Here is a 26,073-nt window from a genome sequence, read left to right as displayed (position 1 = left end):
CCGATGGCGGCTCCCAAGGCTGAGGCTCAGGCCGCGTCAGCCTGCACGCCAGAGCATGCGGCGATGGGGCATTGCCAGATGCCTGATACCAAGGCGCCGGCGAGCCCCCCACGAACGACCCGGATTGTCCCCCCGAACACGCAAAAATGGGGCACTGCACACCCAAGGACGCGGCACCGGCAGAGGATGCGGTCGGCACCGACCTGGCGCCGGGCACTGGCCCGGCACCCGCCCCCGTCGCGGCGAACTATGCCGACCGCGTCTGGGGCCGCGAGGCGATGCAGCCGACCCGCGACGACCTGCGCCGCCATCACGGTGGCGGCACGTTCAGCAAGGTGACGATCGATCTGGCCGAGCTGACCATCGCCAAGGGACATGAAGGATATCGTTTCGAGACCGACGCATGGTTCGGCGGTGACATCAACCGCCTCGCGTTGAAGGCTGAAGGCGAAGGCACCTTTGGCGAGGCGATCGAAGGCGTTGATTTCAAGGCGCTCTACTCACGCGCGATCGGCCCCTATTTCAATCTTCAGGGCGGTCTGAGACAGGAGATTGGTCATGGTCCCGACCGGACCCATGCCGTGATCGGCATCGAAGGGCTCGCGCCCTATTGGTTTGAGGTCGATGCCTATCTGTCGCTCTCGACACAGGGGGAACTGCGCGCCAGTGCGTCGGCGGAATATGACCAGCGTCTGACCCAGCGCCTGATCCTTCAGCCGAAGATCGAGTTCGAGCTATCGGCACAGGACATCCCGGCGCTCGGCATCGGGGGCGGGTTCTCGAGCGCCGAGGCGGGGCTCCGTCTGCGCTACGAGATCGCGCGCGAGTTCGCGCCCTATGTAGGCATCGTGCATGAGCGAAAGTTTGGACGAACCGCATCCTTCGCGCGTGCGTCCGGCGAGGATACGCATGCGACCAGTCTCGTCCTGGGGGTCCGTGCCTGGTTCTGAAGGTTATAGGTGCAGGGCTGAAGATGGTGGCGCATGCGCATAGCGCGGTTCAGGAGGTCTGATGCTCTACCTAGCAATCAAGGCGGCGATTTCCGGCGTGCTCATCGCGCTCGTCTCGGAGATCGCCCGCCGCTCCCCCGGCTTCGGCGCGCTGGTCGCGTCGCTGCCGCTGGTCTCTGTCCTCGGCATGATCTGGCTCTGGCGCGACAAACCCGACATAACGCTGATGGCCGATCACGCACTCGCGACCTTCTGGTATGTGCTTCCCAGCCTGCCGATGTTCTTGGTGATCCCACTGTTACTCAAGCGTGGCGTCGGTTTCTTGCCGTCGCTCGCAGCCGGATGCGTGCTGACGGTGCTGCTCTATGCGGGGATGACGGTTGTGCTGGGACGATTCGGGGTCCGGCTTTAAGGCGGCTACTTCATGACCTCGCGATGCCAGATTAGCGAATCCAGCTTACCGGTTCGAGGCAATGTATATTGAGCAAGCGCATAAGCCTTGGTCGCCACCCCGAATCCACCTGACCTCTAGCGACCGATGGTCGGAGATAACCTCTAGCAGTTGAGCGGATTGAAACGCAGAAATCCACTAGCCTCTTGGCGGGGATCTACCCACTGTCCGCGCAAGTCACGCGATGGCTGCTTTCGTGGTTCGTCCTGCCAAAAGCCGCCAGACCGCTTACGGCCCACATCCCGCCGTTCGCTACCCCTGCCGGGCGATGGCCGAAAATGGGCCGCAACCGGACTGGCGGCTTGTGGCCGCCGGAGCGGCATAAGCAGACATCGTAGCGGGTGGTGCGCGTACAACTCGAATTAGGCCGTCAGCAGCCTGTCTATTTTCGGGTACGGCAGTGGGCAAAGCCGACGCACGTAAGCCGATTGCGCCAGAACTCCGTTTCTGAACACTGCCGTCTTCCGCTCGATCATCACCTCGCAGTGGGTCTGCGGTCCGAGAGCATGGCTCTCGATCTCGCCCCGATTGCGGACCATGTCGTTGGTCGACCCTTGTGCGTCACGCTCTCGACCGGCCGCACCCGTCGATATGTCAATCATCAATTCCCGCATGACAATCGCCGCGCAGCACAATCTCATAACGATATAAAGATATCTTTATATCAGGATTGACAGCGTAGTTTCGATTGTGTTGAAAGGGCGCGTCGAGGTTCCCCGCCTCAGGCACGACGGCGGGGCTAAGACGGGAAGCCGGTGATGTCCTTCTGGGCAGATTCCGGCGCTGCCCCCGCAACTGTAAGCGGCGAGTGGCGGTTCCATTTTGTGCCACTGAGCGTCCGCAAGACGCTCGGGAAGGCCGGAACCACCGCGACGACCCGTGAGCCAGGAGACCTGCCTCCGACGCGATAACGTTCCTCGGACGGGGGTGTCTCCGGTGGATCGCGCTTGACGCAGGGCTTGCGGCTGTCCGCCGTCGCCTGTCCATCGTGCGCGTTCTTCCTTCGGCCCTCCTGCCCGCACATGCAGTTTGGGGTACCGACCATGACCGACAGCGCCTTCACCTTCACGCTCAAGAGCATTCCGTTCGACGAAGAGTATCGGCCGGCCGACAATACGCGGATCACGACCAACTTCGCCAATCTGGCGCGGGGTGAGCGCCGTGAGGAAAATCTGCGCAACACGCTGCGCATGATCGACAACCGCTTCAATTCACTGGTGCACTGGGACAATCCGGCGGGCGATCGCTACGCGCTCGAGCTCACCATCATCACCGCCGAGATGCATGTCGCCGCCAACGGCGCTCAGGATGCGTTCCCGCTGATCGAGATCCTCAGGACCACGATCATCGACAAGAAGACCAGAGCGCGGATGGACGGCATCGTCGGGAACAATTTTTCCTCCTACATCCGCGATTACGACTTCAGCGTCGTGCTGCCCGAACATAGCAAGGCGCATCCCAACTCGGGCACGCCAGAAGGGTTCGGCGACCTTCACGGCAATCTGTTCAAGCATTTCCTGAAGTCGGAAGCGTATCGCGCAACGTTCAGCAAGCCGCCTGTGATCTGTCTCAGCGTGTCGAGCAACAAGACCTATCAGCGTACCGGCAACGAGCACCCGATCCTGGGCTTTGAATATGAGAATGACGAGTTCTCGGCGACCGACGACTATTTCGCGAAGATGGGGATGAAGGTCCGCTACTTCATGCCGCGCAACAGCGCCGCGCCCTTCGCCTTCTACCATATCGGCGACCTGCTGGGCGACTATACCAACCTCGAGCTGGTCAGCACGATTGCGACGATGGACACGTTCCAGCGCATCTATCGCCCCGAGATCTACAACGCCAATTCGGTAGCGGCGGAACAGTATCGGCCTAGCCTGAAATACCAGGACTATTCGCTGACCCGCATCGTCTATGACCGCGAGGAGCGTAGCCGGCTCGCGTTTGAACAGGGCAAGTTCGCCGAAGAGCGGTTCATCAAGCCCTATCGCGCAGCGCTTGAACAATGGTCGGCCAGTTTCGCCGCCTGATCTCCCCTGAATTCAAAGGTATTTTCGAACATGACGATGTTGTTGCCCACGACGACCGCGGGCAGTCTGCCCAAGCCCTCCTGGCTCGCTGAGCCCGAGAAGCTGTGGGCCGCGTGGAAGCATGAAGGCGAAGAACTTGTCGCCGCCAAGCAGGACGCGCTGCGCCTTGCGGTCGATGATCAGAAAAAGGCGGGTATCGACATCGTCGGCGATGGCGAACAGACGCGCCAGCATTTTGTCACCACCTTCATCGAGCATCTGGAAGGCGTCGATTGGGAAAAGAAGCAGGTCATGCGCATCCGCAACCGCTACGACGCCAGCGTGCCGTCGGTGGTGGGCGCGGTGTCGCGGCCCAGGTCGGTGTTCGTCGAGGATGCCAAGTACCTGCGCGCGCAGACCGACGGGCCGATCAAATGGACGCTGCCCGGTCCGATGACGATGATCGATACGTTGTACGACGATCACTATAAGAGCCGTGAGAAGCTCGCCTGGGAATTCGCCTGCATCCTCAACGAAGAGGCGAAGGAGCTGGAAGCCGCAGGCGTCGATATTGTCCAGTTCGACGAACCGGCGTTCAACGTCTTTTTCGACGAGGCGAACGACTGGGGCATCAAGACTCTGGAGCGCGCCGCCGAGGGGCTGAAGTGTGAGACCGCGGTCCACATCTGCTATGGCTATGGCATCAAGGCTAACACCGACTGGAAGAAGACGCTCGGCTCCGAATGGCGGCAATATGAGGAAATCTTCCCCAATTTGCAGAAGTCGACGATCGATATCGTCAGCCTCGAATGCCAGTGTTCGCGCGTACCGATGGACCTGATCGAGCTCATTCGCGGCAAGAAGGTGATGGTCGGCGCGATCGACGTGGCGACCGACACGGTCGAGACGCCCGAAGAGGTCGCGGCGACGCTGCGCAACGCGTTGCGCTTCGTCGATGCCGACAAGCTCATCCCCGCCACCAACTGCGGCATGGCGCCGCTGTCGCGTGCGGTTGCGAACGGCAAGCTGAGGGCGCTGGGTGCGGGTGCGGAGATCGTCCGCAAGGAACTGGCGGCGTAAGCAAAAATCGGGTCCGGCGATGCCCACACGGCATCGCCGGACGGCGTATCCGGGCGCGGTCGCGTGCTCGATTCAGGAATATTCGATGAACGCTCTTCTGCGCCGCCCGCGGCTCGATCCCTATATCTTCGCGATCATGGCGATGGTCGCGGTGGCCGCGATCATTCCCGCGCGGGGCGTCGGGAAAGAGGTGCTTGATCATGTCGTGCACGCCGCGATCGCGCTGCTGTTCTTCATCTATGGCGCGAAGATTTCGCGGCAGGCGATCTGGCAGGGCATCGCCCATTGGCGCCTGCAGGGTCTGGTCTTTGCCACCACCTTCCTCGCCTTCCCGGTGATCGGGTTCGCGTTGATCGCTCTGGCGGGGGGCGTTCTGGATAGCGGGCTGGTCACCGGCCTGATGTTCCTGTGCCTGTTGCCCTCCACGGTGCAATCGTCGATCGCGCTGACCTCAATCGCGCGCGGCAATGTCCCGGCGGCGCTGTGCTGCGCGTCGCTGTCGAACCTAGCCGGGGTGGTGATCACGCCTGTGCTCGCGGCACTGCTGCTGACCACCAATAGCGGCGGCATTTCGCTCGACGCGGTGCGCGAGATCGCGCTGCAGATCCTGCTGCCCTTCATCATCGGCCAGTTGGCGCGCCCGCTGGTCGGCGACTGGTTCACCCGCCAGAAGACGCTGACGATGCTGGTCGATCGCGGATCGATCCTGCTGGTCGTCTATGCGGCGTTCAGCGCGGGCGTGGTCGCGGGCATCTGGAGCAAGGTGACGCCGCAGAGCATTGCGCTGGTCATCCTGCTCGATCTGCTGCTGCTGTCGATCGCCCTCGTCTTCACGACTGCGGCCGCTCGCCTGTCGCGCCTGCCGGTCGAGGATGAAGTCACGATCGCGTTCTGTGGATCGCAAAAGAGCATGGCGAGCGGACTGCCGATGGCGAACATCCTCTTTCCGGCCAGCACTGTTGGCCTGATCGTCCTGCCGCTGATGCTGTACCACCAGATGCAGCTGATGATCTGCGCCGCGCTCGCCCGGCGCTACAGCCTGCGCCCCGAACAAGCCGTGCCGATGGTCACAGCCGCGGCATGACCCCGATTCATCCAGCCGTCAGTCAAGGATCAAACCCTATGACCATCCTCCGCGATATCGACGACGACAGCGATCTGCGCCAGCTGTTCGGCCGGTTCCCGACCGGCGTCACGGCATTGTGCGCGATGAATGGGGACCAGCCGATCGGCATGACCGCAAGCGCCTTCGTGGCGATCTCGCTCAAGCCCGCATTGGTCTCGGTGTGCATCAAGCACGGGTCGTGGACCTGGCAGCAATTGCGCGGGTGCGACCGGATCGGAATCTCATTTCTGGGCCACGGGCACGCCGCAGTCGCGCGTCAGCTATCGCAGCGCAGCGACGACCGGTTTGAGGGGCTGGATTATGACGTGACCACCAACGGCGGGCTGTTCCTCGCCGGTGCGACAGCCTGGCTCGAATGCGCACTCGAGCGGGAGATACCTGCCGGAGACCACGACATCGTCCTGTTTCGCCTTCATCGCGCATCGGTGGCCAACGCGGTCATGCCTCTCGTCTTCCACTCCAGCGACTTCCACACTCTTGCGCCCGTCGATCAGATGCACTGTTCATTGCCATCTTCAGGGCTCAAGGTCGGAGCCGCTGCCTCGGCAGCGTGCGCAGATCGATGAGCAGCGACCTCGCCGCCGTTGCGCCCGGTACCGTCCAGTTGATCGATATGATCTTCCCCGGCGATGCCAACCATCACGGCACGCTGTTCGGCGGCGTGGCGCTCGCACATATGGACAAGGTGGCGTTTCTTGCCGCCACACGTCATGGCCGCGCACCGTTCGTTACCGCAGCATCGGACAAGATCGATTTCAGGGCACCGGGACGCATCGGCGAGATGGTCGAGGCCACCGGTCGCGTGGTTCGTGTCGGCAACAGTTCGCTCGATGTGGAGGTCGAACTCGTTGCCGAAGCCCTGGTTACTGGTGAGCGACGCACCTGCGCGAGCGGGCGCTTTGCGATGGTCGCGGTAAAGACGGCCGAAACGGTCCTGCCGCTCCCGCCGCTCGACCTGACTGCTTCTGCGCCAAACGACGATCTCTTGCGGATGGTCGAGATCGTATTCCCACCGCAGACCAACCATTATGGTACGCTCTACGGCGGCGACGCGCTCAAGATGATGGGCAAGGCGGCGTTTATCGCCGCGACCCGGCGCGCGCGCGCGGTGATGGTCGTGGCGGCGTCGGACAAGATTGAATTCGAGTCTCCCATCCGTGAAGGTGAGTTGGTCGAACTCGCAGCCAGACCGGTTGGTACCGGCCGCACGTCGGTGCAAATCGCTGTGGACCTGTGGGCAGAAGGCCTTTTGACGGGCGAACGCCGCCTGGCCGGGTCGGCGCGCTTTACGATGGTTGCAGTCGACCGCGAAGGACGGCCCACCGCGTTCGGGTGACATATGCCGCTCACTGCCGTTCTTCTAGGCGGCCTGCGTCTCATCTCCAAGCGAACCGCAAGAGCATGATAACGACGACCGCTTTCGGGAATTAGAGCGAGTTTTGGTTGAGTGAAGCCCAGTTCGAACGGCTGCGTCCGCTGCCGGACAACGTGCGCGGTGTGGCGCGGGTCGATGATCGGCGGGTGATCAGCGGCATCATCCGGCGCGCGGTGCATCTCGAACATCTCAACTTTTCTCAGCGGCTTTGAGCGTCGGATCGCGTTGCGCGCGGTTTGGCTGGTCGCTAGCGAATCGAATGACGCGCTGCTGATCCCGCCACGGGGTTGTTGAGAACCGGTTGCAACTGGTCTAGATCGGCGGGGTCATTTACGAACGACTGGAGTTGATGTGTCGAGATTTCTTGCCGTCGCCGCAACCTTTACGCTCGCGCTGACCACCGCCTGTTCGGACGGCGCCAAGGACAGCGGCGCAGCCGCGGGTGAACAGGTCGTCAACCTCTACACCGCGCGCCATTATGACAGCGACAATGCATTGTATGAGCGGTTCACGCGCGAAACCGGGATCAAGATCAACCGGATCGAGGGGCGGCCCGACGAACTCATCGCCCGGATGAAGAGCGAGGGTGCAAACAGCCCTGCCGACCTGTTCATCACCGCCGATGCCGGCGCGTTGTGGCGCGCGCAGCAGGCGGGCCTGTTCCAGCCGGTTCAGTCCGAAACGCTGACCGCGCGCATCCCCGACAATCTGCGCGAACCCGGCGGAAACTGGTACGGCTTCATGCGCCGCGCGCGCGTCGTCGCCTATGACGCGGCCAAGGTTCAGCCCGAAGAGATTGACGATTACGCCAAGCTTGCCGACCCGCGTTTCAAGGGCAAGATCTGCGTCCGCTCGTCCGACAGCGTCTATAACCTCTCGCTCGTCGGTGCCCTGATCGAGGCCTGGGGGCCGGCACGCACGGACCAGTGGGTCAAGAGCATCGTCGCCAACATGGCCCGCCCTCCGGAGGGTGGCGACCGCGACCAGATTCTGCGCGGTCGGCGCTGGCGTATGTGAAGTCGCGCTGACCAACAGCTATTATTATGTGCGGATGGCCACCGGTGAAGACGCAGCGGATCGCGCCATCACGCAGAAGGTGAAGCTCGGATTCCCCAGCCTCGACGGCAAGGGCGCGCATATCAACATCTCCGGTGGCGGCGTCGCGGCCAACGCCCCGAACAAGGCGAATGCACTCAAGCTGCTCGAATTCTTCGCCTCTGCCGACAGCCAGGCGCATATCTCGAAGAACAATAACGAGTACCCCGCGTCGCCCGATGTGCCCGCACCGCCGCCGGTGGATGCCTATGCGACCTTCACCGCCAACCCGATGAGCGTCGCCGCCTTCGCTGCGCGCCAGCCCGAGGCCCAATCGATGATGAGCGCGGCGGGTTGGCGCTGACGGCGCTGCGCCAAGGCGTTCTTCCACGCATCTCGATCCCGGCCGCCCTTGCAGGGGCGGCCGGAATTGCCGTTGCGTTGCCGCTGATCGGTGTGGTGTTCGCAGCGCTGGGCAGCGAGACCGCGGACATCGCCGGGCGCGACGTCGTGCGCTATGCCGCCACCTCCGCCTGGCTGGCGCTGCTCGTCGGCATCGCCACTGCGGTCACCGGCACGGTCGCGGCCTGGCTGGTGGTGATGCACCGTTTCCCCGGGCGCGACCTGTTCGCCTGGGCGCTCGCGCTGCCGCTCGCCGTCCCCGCCTTTGCGCTGGCCTATGGCTATGCCGATCTGCTCGATGTCGCAGGGCCGTTGCGCAGCTGGATGCGCGCCGACCTTGGCTTTGACCTGCCATTCGGGATCCGCACCAGCGGCGGGGCGGCATTCGTGCTGTCCTGCGCATTCTATCCTTATGTCTACCTCGCGATGCGCGCCGCGTTCGTGAACCAGTCGGTCAACATCCTCGAAGCCGCGCGGATGCTCGGCTGCAGCGGATCGCAGGCGCTGTGGCGGGTGGCGCTCCCGATGGCACGACCGGCGCTCGCCGCAGGCGTCGCGCTCGCAGTCATGGAGACGCTCGCCGATTATGGCGCGGTCCAGTTTCTGAGCGTCCAGACCCTTACCACCGGCGTCGTGCGCGCCTGGTCGGTCTATGGATCGACGGTCAGCGCCGCACGCTTCGCGCTCCCGCTGCTGGCAGCCGCAGCGCTGTTGCTGTGGATCGAACGGCAGGGTCGCCGGGGCAGCACGCATGAATCGGGCCGCGGGCGCTGGCGCGACATGCCGGTCCGACCGCTCGCCGGACCTTCGGCCTGGGCGGCAACCGGATATTGCGCGGTGCTGCTGCTCGCGGGCCTGGTGCTTCCGGTCGGCTGGCTCGCATGGAATGTCGCCGGGGTCACCCCGGACTGGCCGCGCCTGACCCGCGCGGCGGGACACAGCCTGTCGCTCGGCATCGCCGGTGCGATCGTCACCGTGACTCTCGCAACCATGCTCGCGCTCGGAACCCGACGGCTGCCGCTTGCCGGACGGCTGGCAAGCCTTGGCTATGCTACGCCCGGCGCGGTGATGGCGATCGGGCTGCTCGCGCCGGCCGGGGTCATCTGGGGGCTGGTGCCGGGATCGGGCATGGCGGTGGGCATCGTCCTGCTCGTCTATGCCTATGCCGCGCGACTGATGGCGGCCGCGCTTGAGCCGATCGACGCGGGCCTGACGCGGGTCACCCCGTCGATGATCCAGGCGGCCCGGACGCTCGGGCGCAGCGAGAGCGGCGCCGCCTTCGCCGTCGAGCTTCCGGTGGCGCGCGGCGCAATGCTGACCGCCGCACTGATCGTGTTCATCGACGTGCTCAAGGAACTGCCCGCAACGCTGATCCTGCGCCCGTTCGACTTCGACACGCTGGCGGTGATCGCCAGCAACTATGCGCTCGACGAGCGGCTGGGCCAGGCCGGGCTGCCCTCGATCCTGATCGTCGCGCTGTCGCTGCCTGCGGTCGCATGGCTCACGCGCCGGATTGCGCGGGCGCGGCCCGGCACCTAGGCGCAAGCGGATGACCCATCCTGTGCTCGACGTCCGGACTGTCTCGCGCCGCTATGGCGACAGGCCGGCAGTGACCGACGCAAGCTTTACCCTGACGGCGGGGGGCGTCGCCTGTCTGCTCGGCCCGTCTGGCTGCGGCAAGAGCACGCTGCTGCGGATGATCGCTGGGCTGGAGCCGGTCGATGGCGGCGAAATCCACCTGGGCGGCACGATCGCTTCGCAGCCCGGGCGGGCGATCGCACCGGAGGATCGCGGCGTCGGGCTGGTGTTTCAGGACTTCGCGCTGTTTCCGCACCTCAACGTCACCGACAATATCGGCTTTGGCCTGCGCGGGCGTCCGAGCGCGGCGCGGGCAGAGCGGGTTGCAGCGATGCTCGCGCGCTTTCATATCGAGCATCTGGCGCATGCCTGGCCGCACACCCTGTCCGGCGGGGAGCAGCAGCGGGTGGCAATCGCCCGCGCGCTGGCCCGCGACCCAGCCCTGGTGCTCCTCGACGAACCCTTTTCCGGCCTGGACGGCCAGCTGCGCGCCGAGGTGCGGGCGGCGGTGCTGGCCGATCTGCGCGCAACCGGAACGAGCGTGCTGATCGTCACCCACGACCCGCGCGAAGCGATGCAGGTGGCCGATCACCTGATCCTGATGTCGCACGGACAGATATTACAGACGGGGTCGCCGCAGGATTGTTACCGTGCCCCGGTGTCGGTGGGGGCCGCACGATTGCTGGGAGATGCGCTCGTCTTTCCCGCGCAAATTCGGGCCGGGGTCACCCAGTGCGTCATCGGGACGTTCGACGCGGGGGCGCAGGCCGACGGCCCCGCCGAGCTGATGGTGCGCCCCGACGCCCTTGCCCTGCGCGAGAAGTCCCCCATTCGCGCCGAGGTGATCGACACCCGGTTTTCCGGGGACGCAACCGATGTGACGGTACGGATCGCCGAGACCCGCTTCACGCTCTCGGTACGGGGCGACGCCCCGCAATCCGGGCAGCAGGTTGGGATTGCGGTCGATCCGAAGCGGGCGCGCATCTTTCGCTGAGCCTACGCAGGTCGGCGACCTTTCTGCGGAGGCAAGGCGCACCGCTGTTTCGCATCGTTCGGGGCACTTTCGTTCGATCCGCCCGAGCGACTTCGCACTGATTAGCCCTGCCGCGACGGTCATTCCCCGGTGCTAATCAAGCCTCCGACAGCAATCATCAGCGCACTCGCCAGCATTCAAAGCCCGACGGGCGCGAGCGCCTCAAGCCAAACTCAAAGTTGCAACTAATTCGCATTACGATTATTCGGCTCGCGATATTCGCGGGAGAGTGGTTAGTGATCCGCAATACGCTGATCGGCGCGCTGGTTTCCGGCGCGTCACTTGCAGGGACCCCGGCCTCTGCGCAGGGGTCGGACCCTGTCGAGAATGAGGTCGTGGTAACGGGGAAGTATCTGGCCGACCGCCTGTCGACACCGCAGCATACCCAGCCCCTGGTCGATACGCCGCAAACCATCACCGTCGTTGAGGACGACCTCATGGCCGAGCAGGGCCGCCGCACCTTGCGCGATGCGATGCGCAACATCACCGGCATCAGCTTTCAGGCCGGCGAGGGTAATCCGCCAGGCGGATCGGACGCCTTCAATGTGCGCGGCTTTTCCGCGCGGGACGATGTGTTCGTTGACGGGATTCGCGATCCCGGCAACTATTTCCGCGATCCGTTCTATGCCGAGCGGATCGAAGTCACCAAGGGCCCGGCTTCGGCATTTGCCGGCCGCGGCAATGTCGGCGGGACCGTCAACATCGTGACCCGCCAACCCGTGTTAGCAGGTCGGATTTCCGGCGAACTGGGTGTCGGCACCGACAACTTCTTCCGTGGTACGTTCGACGTGAACCAGGTGGTCGACGAAGCGGCCGGCATTGCCGTTCGCCTGACCGCGATGGGACACAGTGCGGATGAGCCGGGCCGCGATCATGTGTTCAACCGCCGCTGGGCGGTAGCGCCTTCGATCGGCTTCGGCCTTGACGGCGACACCAGCTTCATCGTCAATTATCTACATCTGGAGCAGAACGACCGTCCCGATGCCGGCTTGCCCAATGGTCGCAATCCCAGTCTGGCGGGATCCGGCTTCGAAGGTCGCGTAGCGCCCGTCCACCGCACCAACTTCTATGGCTATTCGACCGATTATCGCACGGTGGCCACGGACAGCGTCACCGGGCGGTTCGAACATCGTTTCAGCGACAGCGTGACCATCCGCAATACGACCCGCTTCGCTAGGGTCCATAACGACCAGCTGATCTCATCGCCTCGCTTTGTCGGCAGTGTCACGACGCTGGGACCTGCCACCCAGGCCGTCGGCAATCGCAAGCCGCGCGATCAGGTCGACCGGCTGTTCATCAACCAGACCAGCCTGACGGCGAAGTTCGCGACCGGCGGAATCGACCATACGCTGGTGATCGGCGGCGAACTGGTCGACGAATCGAACGAGAACCGGCGGCGGCTCGATGCCAATGGCCCTGTGACGAACCTGTTCGACCCGGTGCTCCAGGCGGCAGCGCCGATCGCGTACAACGGCACACGTGCACGGACCGATGTGACCACACAGTCGCTCTACATATTCGACACGATCGAACTCGGCGAACAATGGAACATCGTTGCCGGAGTGCGGCATGACTGGGTCAAGACCCGCGCGCGGGGCATCGATGATTCCGGCACCGCGCCGGGATTTGTGGTCGATTTCACCCGCAGCGACAGCGAATGGAGCGGCAATGCCGCGCTGGTGTTCAAGCCGAGCAGCAATTCGAGCATCTATGTCGCCTATGGCACCGCGTTCGAACCGGGCAGCGGGGCGGAGGTCGTTCAGCTGGCGGGCGGTAACAACAATGCTCCCGTCACCGCAGCCAACTTCTTCGTCGATCCGGAAACGAGCCGGGCGTGGGAAGCAGGTGCCAAGATCGACCTGATGCAGGACACTCTGCAGCTTTCGGGTGCGGTGTTCCAGATAACCCGCGACAATGCGCGGACCCCGGGCATCAACCCGGGCGATCCAGCGGTCGTGCTGGATGGCGAGCAGCGCGTCAGTGGATTTGAACTCCAGGCCGTCGGTCGCGTCACGTCGAAGTGGAACCTGTTCGCAGGGTACAGCTATCTCGATGGAAAAGTGACCCGATCCAACCGTCCTTTTGAGGTAGGCCAGCGGCTCGACGGAACGCCGGAGCATTCCGCCTCGATCTGGACCAGCTATGCACTGGCGACGGGGTTTGTCATTGGCGGCGGCGCTCAACACGTGTCCAGCCGGACAAGCAACATCCGTCCGACCGCGACATCGGATTTCGTGATCGTCACGCCCTCCTACACGGTCTTCGATGCCTTTGCCGAATATGACATCACCGATCGGATCGGACTGCGCGCAAATGTCTATAATATCGGCGACGAAAGCTATTTCTATTCCTTCGCCAGCGGCCAGTCCATTCCGGCGGCGGGTCGATCGGCAACGCTTACCTTGACGTTCAAATACTGATCTTTGAAGGCTCGGGCATGATGATCGAGCTCGAAAACCTACTGAACGCGGATGCGGTTCGCCGCATCCGCCTCATTCTTGAACACGCGCCATGGGCGGACGGCAAGGCTACGGCCGGGTATCAGTCGGCGCTCGCCAAGAGCAACGCGCAGCTTCCCGAAGACTGCGCCGAAACCCGTGAAGCGGGTGCCATCATCCTGGCGGCGCTGGAACAGAGTCTCGTATTTCGGTCGGTCGCGCTGCCGCGTTCCATCTTTCCACCGATGTTCAATCGCTACGGCATCGGCCAAGGCTTCGGCTCGCACGTCGATAATGCCTGGCGTCCCAGCAGCAGCGGGGCGACGATCAGGACCGATTTGTCCGCTACCCTCTTCCTGTCCGACCCGGACGAATATGATGGCGGCGAACTGGTGATCGAGGACGGACATGATGGCAAACGGGTGAAGCTCCCGGCCGGGCACCTGTTTCTATATCCGGCGACTACGCTCCACAGCGTGTCGCCCGTCATGCGCGGGACACGGGTGGCATCGTTTTTCTGGGTCGAGAGCTTGGTCGCTGATGCGGGGCGTCGTGACATCCTGTTCGACATGGACATCGCCATTCAATCGCTGAGAGCGCGTGTCGGCGACGCGGACGCCGCACTGATCGCGCTGACTGGATGCTATCACAATCTGGTCAGGTCATGGTCGGCAGGATCGGGTTAACGTCAGCTGCCCTTTGCGCGCGGTCCTTTTACAGCACTCACGAAGCCGAAGGTCGGCGACATGCGCGCCAACCTCTGGGAATATACCAAAGGGGAGGTTGCTACCCACACCCGCCTCGGAAAACTCACCGGTGAGCTCCCGACCGATTCTGCGGACTTCGTGAACCGCCCCGGGTTTGCCGGAGGCTCCAACTCCTGAGAAGGTGGAGCGTGTATGAGCAAAGCGACGAACAAGTTTGCGCCGGAAGTCCGCGACCGAAAGCGGGCGCAGGCTGAGTCGGTTCGCCCGGTCCGGACGTAACGGCGTCTGATCGAACGGCAGGTTTCAGGAGTTCTTGAGGCCTGCCGGAACGACCGACATTAGGGCGCGTTGCCGACGGGCTGGTTGTGACGAAAGCAGGCAGGCTGCTGATGGGCCCTAAATGGTTAGTCCGCTTTCGAAATTAGGAAACGCGATAGCTGCCATTGTCGCGTTATATTAGCGAACCTCGGCTTGCGACCAGCTCCAGCCGTTCCGATCCGGCATCAGTTATGTCCCGTTTACGCCACAGCCGGACATTCCACGCGCTTTGAACCCTTGATCATTTGCGCCGACGGGGCTGACATTCGCGGTTCCGGGCCGAGGCGTCGTCAGCTGCCGTCGGTTCTTCCGCGGTGATATACGCCTGATGGTGAAAGTTCTCGACCTACGGTCTTGTCCAACACGGAAGTGATGCCAACCATTTATGACGACCAAATCCGAACTGATTGCCGAGATGTTGCGGGAAATCCGAAAGGCGCAGACCGAGAAATGGCAACGTCCGCAATCTGGTCCTGTTAGACAGATCAGCTTTCCGCCCACCCTGTGGCCAGGCGATGGTCGGTCGTTCCGCGCGACCGAAGGGTTGTTGAAGGCCATCGTGGCCTACGCGCGGATATGTTGGGATAATGACCCAAGATTGCGACCCCGCTTTAAGATCGATGAACTTGAACGGCTGGTCCATCAGGCCGTTGCGACGGCACTGGGGGAGATCGACCTCGATCTATCCGATCAACAATTACATCCCACCGTCAGCGGCCGGGTGACGGCTATACTGGCCGAACAGGTCGAACAAAGCATTCGGCCTATCCACCTGACCGTTGGATGCCACCTGATCGAGGGCGACGAGCCATACCCCATCCAGATCGGACCGGTCCAATTCGAGACACGGGAAGCTTGGCGGCAGCGCATGCTGGAAGCAGGCAAACTATCCGCGACGACGGCGCGCCGCCTGCTGGCTCACTGGAACGGGAAACCGCTCAGAAAGCGCAAGCGCAGCTTCGATTCTGCCGCTGAGGAATCGATTTTTGACGCGATCGGCGAGTGCCCGATCGTATGCAGTGTCGCCACCGAGGGCCTCTCAGGAAAGTACGTTCAGCAGAAAGGTCTGCTCGCGGCTCGGCTGGCCATGACGGCGATCTCTCTGTCTTGGCATCAGCCATCCGAAGGTATTCGCTGGATGAACTTGCTGTATGATCGGCGACGGGATCGTCGGCACACCGTGCTGTTTGGCAATGGCGCCAACGTGGGGTCGAACTCCGAGCGCCCGGAGATGCCTTCCGGCCGCTATTCAGAACCGGAACTGCTGGAGAATATCCGGTCCTATCAATGGCTGTTTGATCAAGTTGGGAAGGCACTTTTCGCTTACATACAACCGGTCCGGCCAGCGAGACGCCCGAAGGTTATGAACGCGCTGTTCCTTAGCCTCTGGTGGTATCACGAGGCCTGCCGTGAAGCACAGGATCAGATCGCGACCACCAAATTCGCTGCCAGCATGGATGCATTGGCGGGCGGGAAAAAGGCTCGGGGCATTATCGCCCTGATCGGTGCTCGCTTGGGTCATAAGCCCGATGATCCGCTGATGACCGATGGCCGCACGACCAAGGCCCTGATTGCTCAAATTTACGATGCGGGTCGGAGCAGGCTTATCCATGGTTCCAGCGATGATTTTGCCCATGATTGGACCCAGCTTAGGGGAAGCGCAGAAGCCATCGGCCGGTGGCTGCTGATCCTATCATGCGAATGGTTCTCGGATCACCCGGACACTGATGAATTCCACTAGTGATTTTGCTCAGGGCCTGTGGCCGTGCATTCGGCTGAACCGTATCACCGCAACAGCTTGTTGCATTAGACAGATCCGATGCCCAATTGGCGCCTAGCTGACCTTGCTGGTGTCCGAGTGATCAAATGCAGCTTCGGCCTAAATGCGCACGCCTTGCGCTTAAAAGGATTCCTCCTAGACCTGAAGTTTGTCAGGTGGTTTTATCGGCCTGCCGCATGCCAACCGGGTTTTTACTTTGGCTGCCTTCGTCAACCTGCTGGTCGGTGTTGTCCGGCGCCATCACCGAGACAGGCCGGTTGATGGGGTGAGGGCCTGGGTTTCGCCGCTGATGGTCGGCAATGACGGACTTGGCCCATTCGCGACATACTCGCCGACACAGATCGGGAGTTTCCAGCTTGCTAAGCTCGCGCGCGTGAGGATGTTCCGCAATGAACGACAACAGTTTATCCCGTGGGGTTCTAGAATACGTATTTAAAAAGAAGTCGTAGATTGCGAGGGGATCTTCGTCGGGAATGCGCTCGGTAGCGTTCGGGTTCCCGAACACGACGTCTCCTAAGGTAGCCGCAGCCGCTTGCTCCTCTGCCGACAGAGGGACCTCAAGCATCCGCTGAGCGCCCGTTGCTTCGTCCATCAACACAACATGCGCCTTGTCGCCCGTTGAAACGACGTCGAGGACCAAGCCGACGAATGTTGCGCCATCAGGCATTTCAATTGTTGTGACTTCGCCCACCTGGAGACGAGGAAACGGCTTCTTGTTAGGGCCGACAAGCGCATCTGGGGTCCCGTCGAAGTGGTGGGGAACCTGCTGCACTCGCTCTAGGCACTTGAGCAGCCATACCATCTCGCGATCGCGGTCGCGCTCATCTAAGGCCGCCTCAATGTCGACCACGTCCCCGGTGACATGCATGTGGATGTGGAACCCCTCCAACATGGTACAATGCTCGCCGGCGGCACGATCGTCCGCCAGATAGCAGTGGCTCGTCACGAAGACGTAGGCGGGGCCTGGCACTTCGCCGCCGACCCGCAGTTCGCGCTCCGCCAAGCGTAGAGCTTCGCGAACGGTCGCTTGGACTGACAGGGCTTTCTCACGATTATCCAAGTCCGGAATGGAAAGCTCGAACCAGTAAATCGGCTTTGGCAGTTTCTTTCGTGCTGCTGCGTAGAGCTTCTGTCGCACCCACTGACGGAGCTCATCCTTGAAAGCTTCAGCTTGGACGTCTCCCGTGCCGGCCGTCCAGTGATCCTTGCGCTTGGCCTCAACACTGTAAGCGATGCCGCTTTCTCCGATGGCAGTGAACTCGCCTTCCGGACTGACGCCGCGCTGAGTCTCGCCCATCTCGACCTTGAATCCGGCAAGAGCGAATGCCGCGACGACCAACGTCTCCAAAGCGGCAGGCCTGAACGTGTGAGGATTTCGGAGCCGCTTCAACAGTAGCTTGGGAAGCTTGCTATGATGCTCGATCAGATAGAGCGCGTATGCGAAACGGAAAACCGCAAGTGCGTAGGCGGCCCCCGTGGCGAACACCGTCCCATCTGCCTGGAGGGTGGCCTCCGTCTTGTGGGCCTGCAAGAGGCGAAGCCACTCCAGAAAGGGGTGGGCTTGCTTCCGTCCCTGCAGAGAGCGACCCCAGTCCCGCCCCAGTGTATCCTTGGCAAAGTCGATCAAGAAGTCGGTGAAGAAGCGCCATTTGCCATAAGCCATTCGCCTGCCAATCGCGACGAACCGATAGTCTTTGAATTCCGTCGATATGATGGGCCTACCGTGCCCCTCCGCTCGTTGGCGGATGATCTCAGATGCCTCGCGCGCACGCAGCCGTGCCCCTGCCACGATCGTTGCTGCAGGACTAACGGTCGCACCGAGTTGACCGTGACACTTCTTATATTTTCTGCCGCTCCCACACGGACAAGGCTGGTTTCTTCCGATCTTACCCACTCCTGGCCCCTCTCCCCCCATCTCTCGCGCGCGGCGCCGCTAACGCAGCAGAGAAACTAAGGTGTCATCGCCGAGCTTCGTGAACAAGCGTCGGTTCTTGCCATCCAAGTGATCGAAAGACATCGGGCGGCTTTCCACCCGATTGCCGGCGTTGCAGGAGATCATGCTGGTGGCAGATTTTGGGCTATCCGTCGATCAAGCGGAATGACCAAAAGTAGGACGCAAAGCCGCCACTCTGCCGAGGTTAGCGCCAGGCACGGAAGGATCAGAAGCTTACTGGTATGAAGTAAGCTACCACCAATCGACGTCCCTGAGGAGTTGTCGATGTACCAAAGCTGATCGTGCCCCCACCAGTATCGGTCATCGCAGTACCCCTGCAACTCAGTTGGCCGTCTTCCACCGTCTCGCTCGAAATGTTGATTTCGATAATCTTTCGGCCGGTCCGGCCGGAAATAATTTGGGCGGCTGTTTGCTCAATGGCGTGGCAGGTAAGCGCTGGCACTTCCGACGTAGCAGCTTGCGCCGGGGTACTGGAAGCCGCTCGCTCTCGCTCAGCTTGCGATTGGCGATCGTTTCCGCCAGCGCCCGTCGCCGCGCACTGTCGATAGGATCTGCTGCCGATTACAACTCGGCCTCCAGCCCCTCGTGAAACCTCATGCGTGAACGACCTAGCCGCGCCAATTGCATTCCCGTCAGCATCTTGCTCCTCGACGTTCGTCAGCTTGAGCCGAGCGCCGTCGAATGCGTAGCGGCCTGAGCTGCTAGTATCCGGCCCTGTCAGCGTGAATGTGTCGTCGTTGCCGTTGAAGGTCCAGATCAGCTTCCCGTCGCACACGGGGGCGGCGCTGTCGGGAAGCTCGTCGATCATGGCGATACCGCCAGCACTAGTTGGGTCGTTGTAAATGTACGCGACAAAGTCAGGGCTTGGCTCGGTCGCATTCACATCGAGCGGCTCATGGTCAATCGCGTTAGCCTGATCCGTCTCGAAAAGCGGGGCCAACATGGCGATCGCCAAGGTCGCAATGATGCCGAGGGAGACTACAATTCCCACGACTTTCAAACCGTACAAACAAACACTGCGCAGCCACTGACCAATGGTCTGCCCATCGTTAGACGCTGCTCCCAGACCTCTAGGAACCTCCGTGAACTCGGCATCAATGATGTCGTCCGAGCGGCCATCGTGGGGCCCGCGATGATCGAGCCTCTTCATCGCTCCGCCCTCCCCTGATTAGGAGGCGTGGCCGGCGCAAATCTCAGCGCTGAAAAAAGGTGAATGGTCAGGTCACGCGGCATCAGCACCCCCAATCGTGGAGGCACCGGCGAGAGCCGGGTGTTAGGAACCCTGAGCATACCCAAGGCGCCGCCACCTTTAGGCGGACCCTGGACATGCGTGACGGCCACCCGGCCGAAAGATCTCGACCGGCGTATGCTATCTGAGGTTCCTACGCCTCCCCCGCGGGACTGACCGCAGGTGACATCGCTATGCTGGGGGAAACGGCAAAGTTCAAGAGTGCGGTGGGCCATCAGAGATCCTCCGCCGTCATCAGCGTGAGTACTCTGCAGGTGATGGTCTCGTCGGCTGGGTCCGGCGAGCCGTATTCCAGGTTCACATCGTAATAATCTATCTTCCACGCGAAATCGGTGCCCTCGATCGTGATAATGCCAAAGTCCTGCTCGCCATGCGGATCATTGTGCGGCGTAAATTCGGCGAAGCTGCGCAACCGGGTTAGCAGTTGATCACTGACATGCGACGGCAAGGCAGCGACCGCTTGCGTCACGAACATGCGGCCCCCCTGCCCTGTCGTTCGTAGCCGGTCATTCAGCGCCGCTATGCGCTGGGCGCGGGTCATCCCATCGTGGCCATCCATTGCCAGTCTCCTTCATCGTCGGTGGTGGAAATCGTGGGGCTAGGTCGGTCGCGTGATCGCGACGCGAAGCAGTGCGTTGAGCGGAAGCCGGTAGCGACCGCTGCGGATGCCGCAGCTGGACCTACGGACGAACTGGTGCCCGCTGCTGTCAAACAGTTGGAGGCGCTTAGCGGTGATCCCCGCAACCACCGTGTGGTGCTCGAGGGCACCGGTGAGCGTGATCAACACGGGCTGACCACGGGCCAGGCTCTGCTCGATCCAAGTGAATACGTGTTCGATCGACCAGCCGCGATGATCCGGCCTTTCAAAGGCAATCTCAACGTCAGTCGTGGTGACCGCTTTGGCCAAGTGGCGAGCAAGCGCGTTGCGGCGCCCAGGCTCGAGGCCGTCAACTAAGGCTTCGGCCAGCCATCGTCGCCGATCGAGATATTCGACGCTGAGCCGAAACAGCTGTCGACACCGAGCATCGGACGGCGTCTGAGCGTTGGCTAACGCTAACTCTAGCGTATGAATGATCGAGTAGACGCTGCATAGCGAAGCGAGTTGCCCTTGAAGGAAAGGCGCCAATTCACGGCGTGCCGCTAACTCGACGGCGTGAGAGGTTTTGAAGGATGGTTGGGGTGGAGGGCGGAGCGCAGCGTGTGCACTTCCGCCCACCGCTATACAAGCTCGATCAAGCGACGTTGCGCCTCTCGATCGCCTTCGATGTATCCCTCAGTCGTGGCGAGGTTGCGATGCCCAGCAAGTTCCTGAACGTCACGCAGACTGCCGCCGACTTGTGCGAGCGCTCGCGCGGCCATCGTTATCATGGTTCGACGACCGCTGTGGCTGGAGCACCCCGCTAAACCCAGCGCCCGATAGTGCTGGGAAAACCAATTCACCACGACTTTCGCAGTCATTGCGTGCCCCCGTTCCGACAGACACACGGGCCCTGATCGTGGGCCATTCAATTCAGTGTGCAGGCGAATGAGCGCGGCACGAAGTTCAGGGTGCATCGGAATGCGACGACCGCTGCCCTTCTTTGCGATCGATCGGTCGATCTCAAGACTGTCGGCGACGTGACCGCTCGTGTCGCAAACCATCGACCAATCAAGTCCGGCTATTTCGCACGCACGAAGTCCGGCTTTGAGGCTGAGCAACGCGATTACCATATTTCGCGTGCCATGACGCTTCGTTGCCACGCGCTCGACGAAGCGTTTCTGGTCTGGGATGGGGATGAGTTTGGCACGGCGGCTTTTAACTTTTACTGAATGCAAACGTCTGTTCAGATCACCCTCGTGTAACGAGCTTAACTGTTGCTGCTACGCTTACGTTAGCACATAAATTTATTTAGAACAAGTCGGGAACATTGAGTGATGCAATATGTTTTTGATTGATAAACAACCGCCTGTAGCAAGTGATTGGATAGATAGCTCAGATATCTTTCATCGGACGATTCAAATTTTGGGCAACGCAGAACTAGCCGAAAAGGCGCTAGATGAAGCACTGGTCAATAACGCTTGGCACGCCCGGGCAGCAGTGGGGATCGTAGGACCTGACTATGGGGAGGTTCCTATATCAGCACCAAGAGAGTTTGGTCCATTTTGCTATGAGCGCTTCGCGCTTAACGAACAGCCTGTCCTTATTTTGCCGGCGTTCTGGCGAGGGGGCCGCTCGATCGTGCCAGGCAGATTATGGAATTGGCAGCAGGGCATATTTGCGCATGCCGCTTCTGCACAGGGAGGCCTGGTGCAATGGGAAGGTGACGACCGATGGTTCGTCGAAGTGCCGAAGCGATGGGTGGCGTTCGATGTTCAATTCAATGCGCAGAAAGCGTCCGACTACCTGGACAAGCTAGCGCGCCACGTCGACGAGAAGCGAGGCAGTGCACGGGCCAAGCCTAGAAAAAGAAGTGGCCATGGGCCACGGCTCTCGCCGAGCTCGAGTCTCGAGTCGAACACGGTGACATGTCTCAATTTGGCAGCTCAGATGACTATGGTGCGCAGGCGAGGATCGTGAGTTTCATTCGAGAGCGCATAGTAAGGGAAACAGGTGAAGAACCACCGGAGTCGACAACAAAACTGAAGGCTAAAGCCATCATGGACCTGTGGCACCGGAGCGGCGCATAGCTTGTGCCACTTGGCAGCCCGGCCAAATAGCCAAATCCATTATCCTAGCCGCTCTGTGTCACGCCATCATCCGTGTTTGAACGCTCTTGTCCGCAGATGGCATGCGGATTTGAGAGCGTGGAGATAGCAAGTATCTCCCACGGAAAGGACCTGACCATGGCTAAAAAGAACGAGTCTGCGACACTAGACGCGGGGATGATCACGAACTGTCGTGGTGTAGAACCGCTGTTGGTAACGATGAAGGATGCCTGCAAGCGTTTAAGCTGTGGAAAGACAAAGGCATATCAGCTGATCAACTCGGGGGTGCTGGATCGCGTTAAGCTCGGGCGTGCAACGCGTATCACGCTGGCTAGCATCCATCGAGCGGCAGGACTTTAGCCAATCGCTACGCCTGTCTGACAAAGCTGCCCGTCAATCTAGAAAATTACAGAATAATTTAAATTTACGAGCAGCCGAATGGTGCGTGGTGAGAGACGCATCATACCGGCAAGCTTCGTAGTATTCATTCAACCAATCCGTACATTGCAAACATATCAAGTTTAGGCGTCCTACACGTCTGAACACGGCTGTTTGCGCCCGATTCAGTCGAAAGAAATTTATTTTTTATGGCAAAGCGCAACAACGGTTCGAACCGCACTTTGAAACATTTTTTCAATTCGAGGCGTAAAGTCGGCAACTCAAGTCGAAAGCATTCAACATGGAAGAAGCGTACGCGGCCAAAGCCGCACATTTCGCTCGTTGATCCAGCCTTACTCAACGGTACCAATACACCTGAACCGAGGGATGGGACGTACAAAGGCCTGTGGGCATGCCGGACGGATCAGGAGATCGATGCGCACATCTCCAAATGGGCTGCCACCCATCGCAAGAAGGCGTTGAGGGCGCTTTGCGAAAAGGTGCCACCCAATAAGCGCGCCATTGTGGAGGCGCTTTTGAACCACCCTGGGGCAGTATCCGTTCCGCTGCTCACCAGCGAGCTCGTGTGCCTGGAAGCCTACAAGATTCTCGGTGTTTCGCTCGCTGAGATGGCCCAGGCCGATTCTGAGATCGAGTTTGGTTTGGTCACCCTCATCTCGGGGGAAGATGCAACCTCACACTTCGTCGCCGAGCTCGACCCGAATACGTCACGGAAACGCATGGTGAGTACGCTTCGGGCTATGGCGCCGGGTTTCTTCTTTGGCGTTTACGAGCTGGCACTGTTCAACAGCCACCGTCATCCGCACGGGGGTCGGGTTCTCCAACCCCATGGGCACGCCATCATCGCTGGACCGCCGGGAACGCTGGCCAAGGCAAATCAAGTCGCCGTGAAGCATGCCGCTCGCTACGCATCCAACATCTCTGGTGCACCCGCCATCAACGTCAAGAAGGTTGAGGCGACACCGATCAACTTAATGCGCGTATCAGCATATCTGTTCAAACAGCCATACAAGTGCATGAACTGGAATCCAGGGAAGGATGGCAAGCGGGGACAGATGAACGGCAGCGAGAAGGGGGATCGGTATGTCCGCTACCTTCGCCTGGCGCAGCTTCGCACCATGGTTCCGTTCGAGGACGCCATGTTTGCCGGTGGTGGCGGCGTGGGCGTTCGCAGCAGGATCACTGCCTTCGTACGGGCGCTTGCCTTGCGGGAGGCGCACGGCGGCAAGGCGGTGCTGCATCCCGACGCCATCGCCAGCTTCTGGGTCGATCTGATGCCGTACATCCGCGCCAAACGCTGGAACCTGCCCATCATCAAGACCCGTTAAACCGCTGGGGGCGTGCGCCCCCCAGCCTTTCCATTGGGCGATCTTGGGCAGCGAAAGTGGTCCGGGTGCTCGGCCCATGCCGGAGGCCTGGGTGCGCGAGATATATCGGATGTGCCGCCGTCACGACGTCGCATTCTTTTTCAAGCAATGGGGCGGGCCGAAAAAGAAGCTAACCGGACGCTTGCTCCAAGGACGCACCTATGACGGAATGCCGAACCAGCCTGGCAGGCAGTTAGACGTTCGCGTCAATGGGGTTCTGGTCACTGCCGTGACCGGTGTGAGGCGAGTTGGCGTCGATGGAGCTGTTGGCTGTTAGGCAATAATCGGCCCACTGGGCCATGAGGTCGCGTCTTTTGTCGAGGGCGCGGCCTCTTCTGTATGCGCGCTCGGTCGCAGATTCGATCGTGTGCGCCAGCGCCATTTCAATCTCTTCGCGCCCGAATTGGGTTGTCTCGCCAGCCCAGTCCCGAAACGTCGATCGGAATCCGTGAACGGTGATGTCATCCCGGTTCATACGCTTCAGCACCTTCGAAAGCGTCATGTCGGACATAACGCCGCGGGCACCGGGAAATACGATCGTCTCGGGCCGAAGCGTTTCTGGGCGGACAGCTTTGAGGATCGCGATTGCCGCATCGCTCAGGGGGACCTCATGACTGGCACCGGCCTTCATCCTGCTCGCTGGCACGGTCCACAACTTGCCTTCGAGATCAATCTCCCTCCAGGTCATGCCGCGAATTTCGCCCGATCGTGCGGCAGTCAGAATGGTGAACTCGAGAGCACGCGCGGCCATTCCCGCCTTTTGCCGAAGTTCCTTCACGAACCCAGCGACCTGATTGAAGGGCAGGGCGGCATGATGCTTTACATCGGCCTTCGGGCGCTTGGGCAGTAGCAGATCGAGGTGACCGCGACCTCGCGCCGGGTTCTCACCGGAACGTAGTCCTTTGACTTTCGCAGCATCCAGGACGCGCTCGATCCTTTGACGAACGCGCGAGGCCGTCTCGGCCTTGCTCAACCAGATCGGCTTCAGCGCTTCGAGCACATGGGTCGTCGACACGTCGGCGATCGGCACGGGGAAGAGCGAGGCGGCGTAGGTCGTCAGCGTATTGCGCCATTGCTGCCGGTGTTTTGGGTTTTTGAAGCCGTCCTCGATGCTGTCGATCAGATCGGTCGCGAACTCGCCAAACGTCATCGGCGACTTTTCAGGCGCTGAAGCTTTGGCCGTAATCCGTGCCCTTTGCGGATCAATCCCGGCCAGTACCAGTTCGCGTGCAGCAGCTGCCTTCTCACGCGCGTTTGCCAGTGTGACGTCCAAATCCGAGCCGAGGCCCATTTCGCGACGCTGGCTGTGCAGAGAGTAAATATAAAGCCAAGACCGCGAGCCGCTGCTCCGAACGCGCAGGTACAGCCCGCCGCCGTCGGAGTAGACACCGGGTGACCTGAGCCCAGCCAGCTGCTTCACATTTAACTTGTTTCTGATTCGCATCACATTCGCCGCGCCAAGCGATAAATGAAATCTAAGATCGCTATCAAGTCATAAGTTTGGCCATAACTCTGGCGGCGGTCTAAAGCCCACAACTACGACCCATGGCGAACAAGAGGGCGATTTGGATTTCAGAAAAGTCGATATAAAAGCAAAAGCTTAGCAGCTCGCGCTGGTTCGCATTGGTTCGCCATGGATCGGGGTTCTGGCGGAGCGGGCGGCATCCCGATGGCCGTTTTCCGCCACTTTTCAGCTCATTTTTCGACTGTGCCAATGGAACGCTGCGCGATCCGCGCGGCGCCGCCACGGTTTGGCACACTAGTCACGTTTAAGGGAGTATTTAGATGCGCAGTGTGGCAATTCTCCGACTGCTCAAAGCTATCTTTGCGGGCTCTCTTGCGGGAGGTTTCTCGCTTGCCATGCTGGCGGGGCCGTTGATGGCTTTCGAGATGGACTCGCCGGCCCCGCTTAAGATCGGCGCGATTGGCATGGTTCTTCTATGCCTGGGCTTCACCGTGATGGTCGTCAGGTCAGCCTGGCGGGGAGAGATATGAGCGCCGTTACTCACGCTAACGGGAGCAATTAAGTTCCACTTCTAGGGGAGCCCGAAGGGCGACACCCTTAAGGAACCATAAGGAAACCTCAATGATCCTACGTGAAGACGTCCGGCGTCAGCTCGACCTCGAACAAGAGGGT

25 protein-coding genes, 2 pseudogenes and 1 riboswitch are annotated in these 26,073 nt (G+C 61.2%); of the genes and pseudogenes, 21 read left to right on the top strand and 6 right to left on the bottom strand.

Translation table 11 applies throughout. The features are described from left to right. Positions 1-146 precede the first annotated feature (146 nt). The 15 genes and pseudogenes from LRS12_RS08460 (at position 147) to LRS12_RS08390 (ending at position 16,243) form a co-directional block, all read left to right on the top strand. Complete coding sequence (locus LRS12_RS08460; protein ID WP_257844193.1) at positions 147-950, top strand: copper resistance protein B; 804 nt, start codon at positions 147-149, stop codon at positions 948-950. A 61-nt stretch (positions 951-1,011) separates the two neighbouring features. Next, a complete protein-coding gene (locus LRS12_RS08455) occupies positions 1,012-1,362 on the top strand; it encodes a DUF3147 family protein (protein WP_257842939.1) in 351 nt (116 codons plus the stop codon). A gap of 731 nt (positions 1,363-2,093) precedes the next feature. After that, a riboswitch (cobalamin riboswitch) is annotated at positions 2,094-2,317 on the top strand. 127 nt (positions 2,318-2,444) lie between these two features. Then, the gene (locus LRS12_RS08450; protein ID WP_257844192.1) at positions 2,445-3,431 is read left to right on the top strand and encodes a DUF1852 domain-containing protein; all 987 of its coding nucleotides are present in this window, start codon (positions 2,445-2,447) and stop codon (positions 3,429-3,431) included. A gap of 30 nt (positions 3,432-3,461) precedes the next feature. Further along, on the top strand, positions 3,462-4,490 hold the full coding sequence (locus LRS12_RS08445; protein ID WP_257844191.1) for a methionine synthase: 1,029 nt from the start codon (positions 3,462-3,464) through the stop codon (positions 4,488-4,490). An 85-nt stretch (positions 4,491-4,575) separates the two neighbouring features. Further along, on the top strand, positions 4,576-5,574 hold the full coding sequence (locus LRS12_RS08440; protein ID WP_257844190.1) for a bile acid:sodium symporter family protein: 999 nt from the start codon (positions 4,576-4,578) through the stop codon (positions 5,572-5,574). Between the two features lie 38 nt (positions 5,575-5,612). Then, complete coding sequence (locus LRS12_RS08435; RefSeq protein WP_257844189.1) at positions 5,613-6,182, top strand: flavin reductase family protein; 570 nt, start codon at positions 5,613-5,615, stop codon at positions 6,180-6,182. Then, positions 6,179-6,952, top strand: coding sequence for an acyl-CoA thioesterase (locus tag LRS12_RS08430; protein WP_257844188.1), 774 nt, complete (start codon positions 6,179-6,181; stop codon positions 6,950-6,952). Before LRS12_RS08435 ends, LRS12_RS08430 begins: the two co-directional genes overlap by 4 nt. 107 nt (positions 6,953-7,059) lie before the next feature. Then, a pseudogene (locus LRS12_RS08425) lies at positions 7,060-7,155 on the top strand (IS5/IS1182 family transposase); the annotation flags it as partial. Positions 7,156-7,342: 187 nt separating this feature from the next. Then, complete coding sequence (locus tag LRS12_RS08420) at positions 7,343-8,008, top strand: extracellular solute-binding protein (protein WP_257844187.1); 666 nt, start codon at positions 7,343-7,345, stop codon at positions 8,006-8,008. Further along, on the top strand, positions 7,962-8,390 hold the full coding sequence (locus tag LRS12_RS08415; protein ID WP_257844185.1) for an extracellular solute-binding protein: 429 nt from the start codon (positions 7,962-7,964) through the stop codon (positions 8,388-8,390). The genes LRS12_RS08420 and LRS12_RS08415 overlap by 47 nt, the downstream gene beginning before the upstream one ends. Further along, a complete protein-coding gene (locus tag LRS12_RS08410; protein ID WP_257844184.1) occupies positions 8,381-9,967 on the top strand; it encodes an iron ABC transporter permease in 1,587 nt (528 codons plus the stop codon). Before LRS12_RS08415 ends, LRS12_RS08410 begins: the two co-directional genes overlap by 10 nt. A 10-nt stretch (positions 9,968-9,977) precedes the next feature. Beyond that, positions 9,978-11,000, top strand: coding sequence for an ABC transporter ATP-binding protein (locus LRS12_RS08405; RefSeq protein ID WP_257844183.1), 1,023 nt, complete (start codon positions 9,978-9,980; stop codon positions 10,998-11,000). A gap of 275 nt (positions 11,001-11,275) precedes the next feature. After that, on the top strand, positions 11,276-13,459 hold the full coding sequence (locus LRS12_RS08400) for a TonB-dependent siderophore receptor (RefSeq protein WP_257844182.1): 2,184 nt from the start codon (positions 11,276-11,278) through the stop codon (positions 13,457-13,459). A 17-nt stretch (positions 13,460-13,476) separates the two neighbouring features. Continuing rightward, on the top strand, positions 13,477-14,163 hold the full coding sequence (locus LRS12_RS08395) for a Fe2+-dependent dioxygenase (protein ID WP_257844181.1): 687 nt from the start codon (positions 13,477-13,479) through the stop codon (positions 14,161-14,163). A 724-nt stretch (positions 14,164-14,887) separates the two neighbouring features. Further along, positions 14,888-16,243, top strand: a complete 1,356-nt coding sequence (locus LRS12_RS08390) for a hypothetical protein (RefSeq protein ID WP_257844180.1) — start codon at positions 14,888-14,890, stop codon at positions 16,241-16,243. Positions 16,244-16,433: 190 nt separating this feature from the next. On the opposite strand, the gene LRS12_RS08385 is transcribed toward LRS12_RS08390, so the two are convergent. From LRS12_RS08385 to LRS12_RS08375, 4 genes and pseudogenes are all read right to left on the bottom strand, one after another. Then, positions 16,434-17,945, bottom strand: a complete 1,512-nt coding sequence (locus LRS12_RS08385) for a hypothetical protein (protein WP_257844179.1) — start codon at positions 17,943-17,945, stop codon at positions 16,434-16,436. A gap of 162 nt (positions 17,946-18,107) precedes the next feature. Next, positions 18,108-18,197, bottom strand: a pseudogene (locus tag LRS12_RS20325) (SEC-C metal-binding domain-containing protein); the annotation flags it as partial. A 244-nt stretch (positions 18,198-18,441) separates the two neighbouring features. Further along, a complete protein-coding gene (locus LRS12_RS08380; protein ID WP_257844178.1) occupies positions 18,442-19,386 on the bottom strand; it encodes a hypothetical protein in 945 nt (314 codons plus the stop codon). 313 nt (positions 19,387-19,699) lie between these two features. Beyond that, complete coding sequence (locus LRS12_RS08375) at positions 19,700-20,044, bottom strand: DUF3768 domain-containing protein (RefSeq protein ID WP_257844177.1); 345 nt, start codon at positions 20,042-20,044, stop codon at positions 19,700-19,702. Positions 20,045-20,065: 21 nt separating this feature from the next. Here LRS12_RS08375 and LRS12_RS08370 point away from each other — a divergent pair, with 21 nt between their 5' ends. Further along, positions 20,066-20,440 carry a hypothetical protein gene (locus tag LRS12_RS08370; protein WP_257844175.1) on the top strand — a complete coding sequence of 125 codons (375 nt, stop codon included), beginning with the start codon at positions 20,066-20,068 and terminating at the stop codon, positions 20,438-20,440. Positions 20,441-20,703: 263 nt separating this feature from the next. Here the strand turns inward: LRS12_RS08370 and LRS12_RS08365 are convergent, their stop codons facing one another. After that, entirely contained in the window at positions 20,704-21,195 is a 492-nt protein-coding gene (locus tag LRS12_RS08365) for a site-specific integrase (protein WP_257845469.1), read from the bottom strand. 211 nt (positions 21,196-21,406) lie between these two features. Here LRS12_RS08365 and LRS12_RS08360 point away from each other — a divergent pair, with 211 nt between their 5' ends. The 4 genes from LRS12_RS08360 (at position 21,407) to LRS12_RS20315 (ending at position 24,213) form a co-directional block, all read left to right on the top strand. Then, on the top strand, positions 21,407-22,042 hold the full coding sequence (locus LRS12_RS08360; protein WP_257844174.1) for a hypothetical protein: 636 nt from the start codon (positions 21,407-21,409) through the stop codon (positions 22,040-22,042). Positions 22,043-22,248: 206 nt separating this feature from the next. Then, complete coding sequence (locus LRS12_RS20320; RefSeq protein ID WP_374580603.1) at positions 22,249-22,530, top strand: helix-turn-helix domain-containing protein; 282 nt, start codon at positions 22,249-22,251, stop codon at positions 22,528-22,530. Between the two features lie 227 nt (positions 22,531-22,757). After that, the gene (locus LRS12_RS08355) at positions 22,758-23,897 is read left to right on the top strand and encodes a hypothetical protein (protein ID WP_257844173.1); all 1,140 of its coding nucleotides are present in this window, start codon (positions 22,758-22,760) and stop codon (positions 23,895-23,897) included. A 4-nt stretch (positions 23,898-23,901) separates the two neighbouring features. Then, entirely contained in the window at positions 23,902-24,213 is a 312-nt protein-coding gene (locus tag LRS12_RS20315; protein ID WP_374581273.1) for a DUF5131 family protein, read from the top strand. Here the strand turns inward: LRS12_RS20315 and LRS12_RS08350 are convergent. After that, entirely contained in the window at positions 24,130-25,380 is a 1,251-nt protein-coding gene (locus tag LRS12_RS08350; protein ID WP_257844172.1) for a site-specific integrase, read from the bottom strand. The genes LRS12_RS20315 and LRS12_RS08350 overlap by 84 nt on opposite strands. A gap of 341 nt (positions 25,381-25,721) precedes the next feature. Here LRS12_RS08350 and LRS12_RS08345 point away from each other — a divergent pair, with 341 nt between their 5' ends. Next, a complete protein-coding gene (locus tag LRS12_RS08345) occupies positions 25,722-25,931 on the top strand; it encodes a hypothetical protein (protein WP_257844171.1) in 210 nt (69 codons plus the stop codon). Positions 25,932-26,073: the final 142 nt, after the last annotated feature.

Source organism: Sphingomonas sp. J344, assembly GCF_024700005.1.
Taxonomy (GTDB): Bacteria; Pseudomonadota; Alphaproteobacteria; order Sphingomonadales; family Sphingomonadaceae; genus Sphingomonas.
Note: the sequence above shows the minus strand (reverse complement) of the source record. Positions and strands in the feature narration are given on the sequence as shown.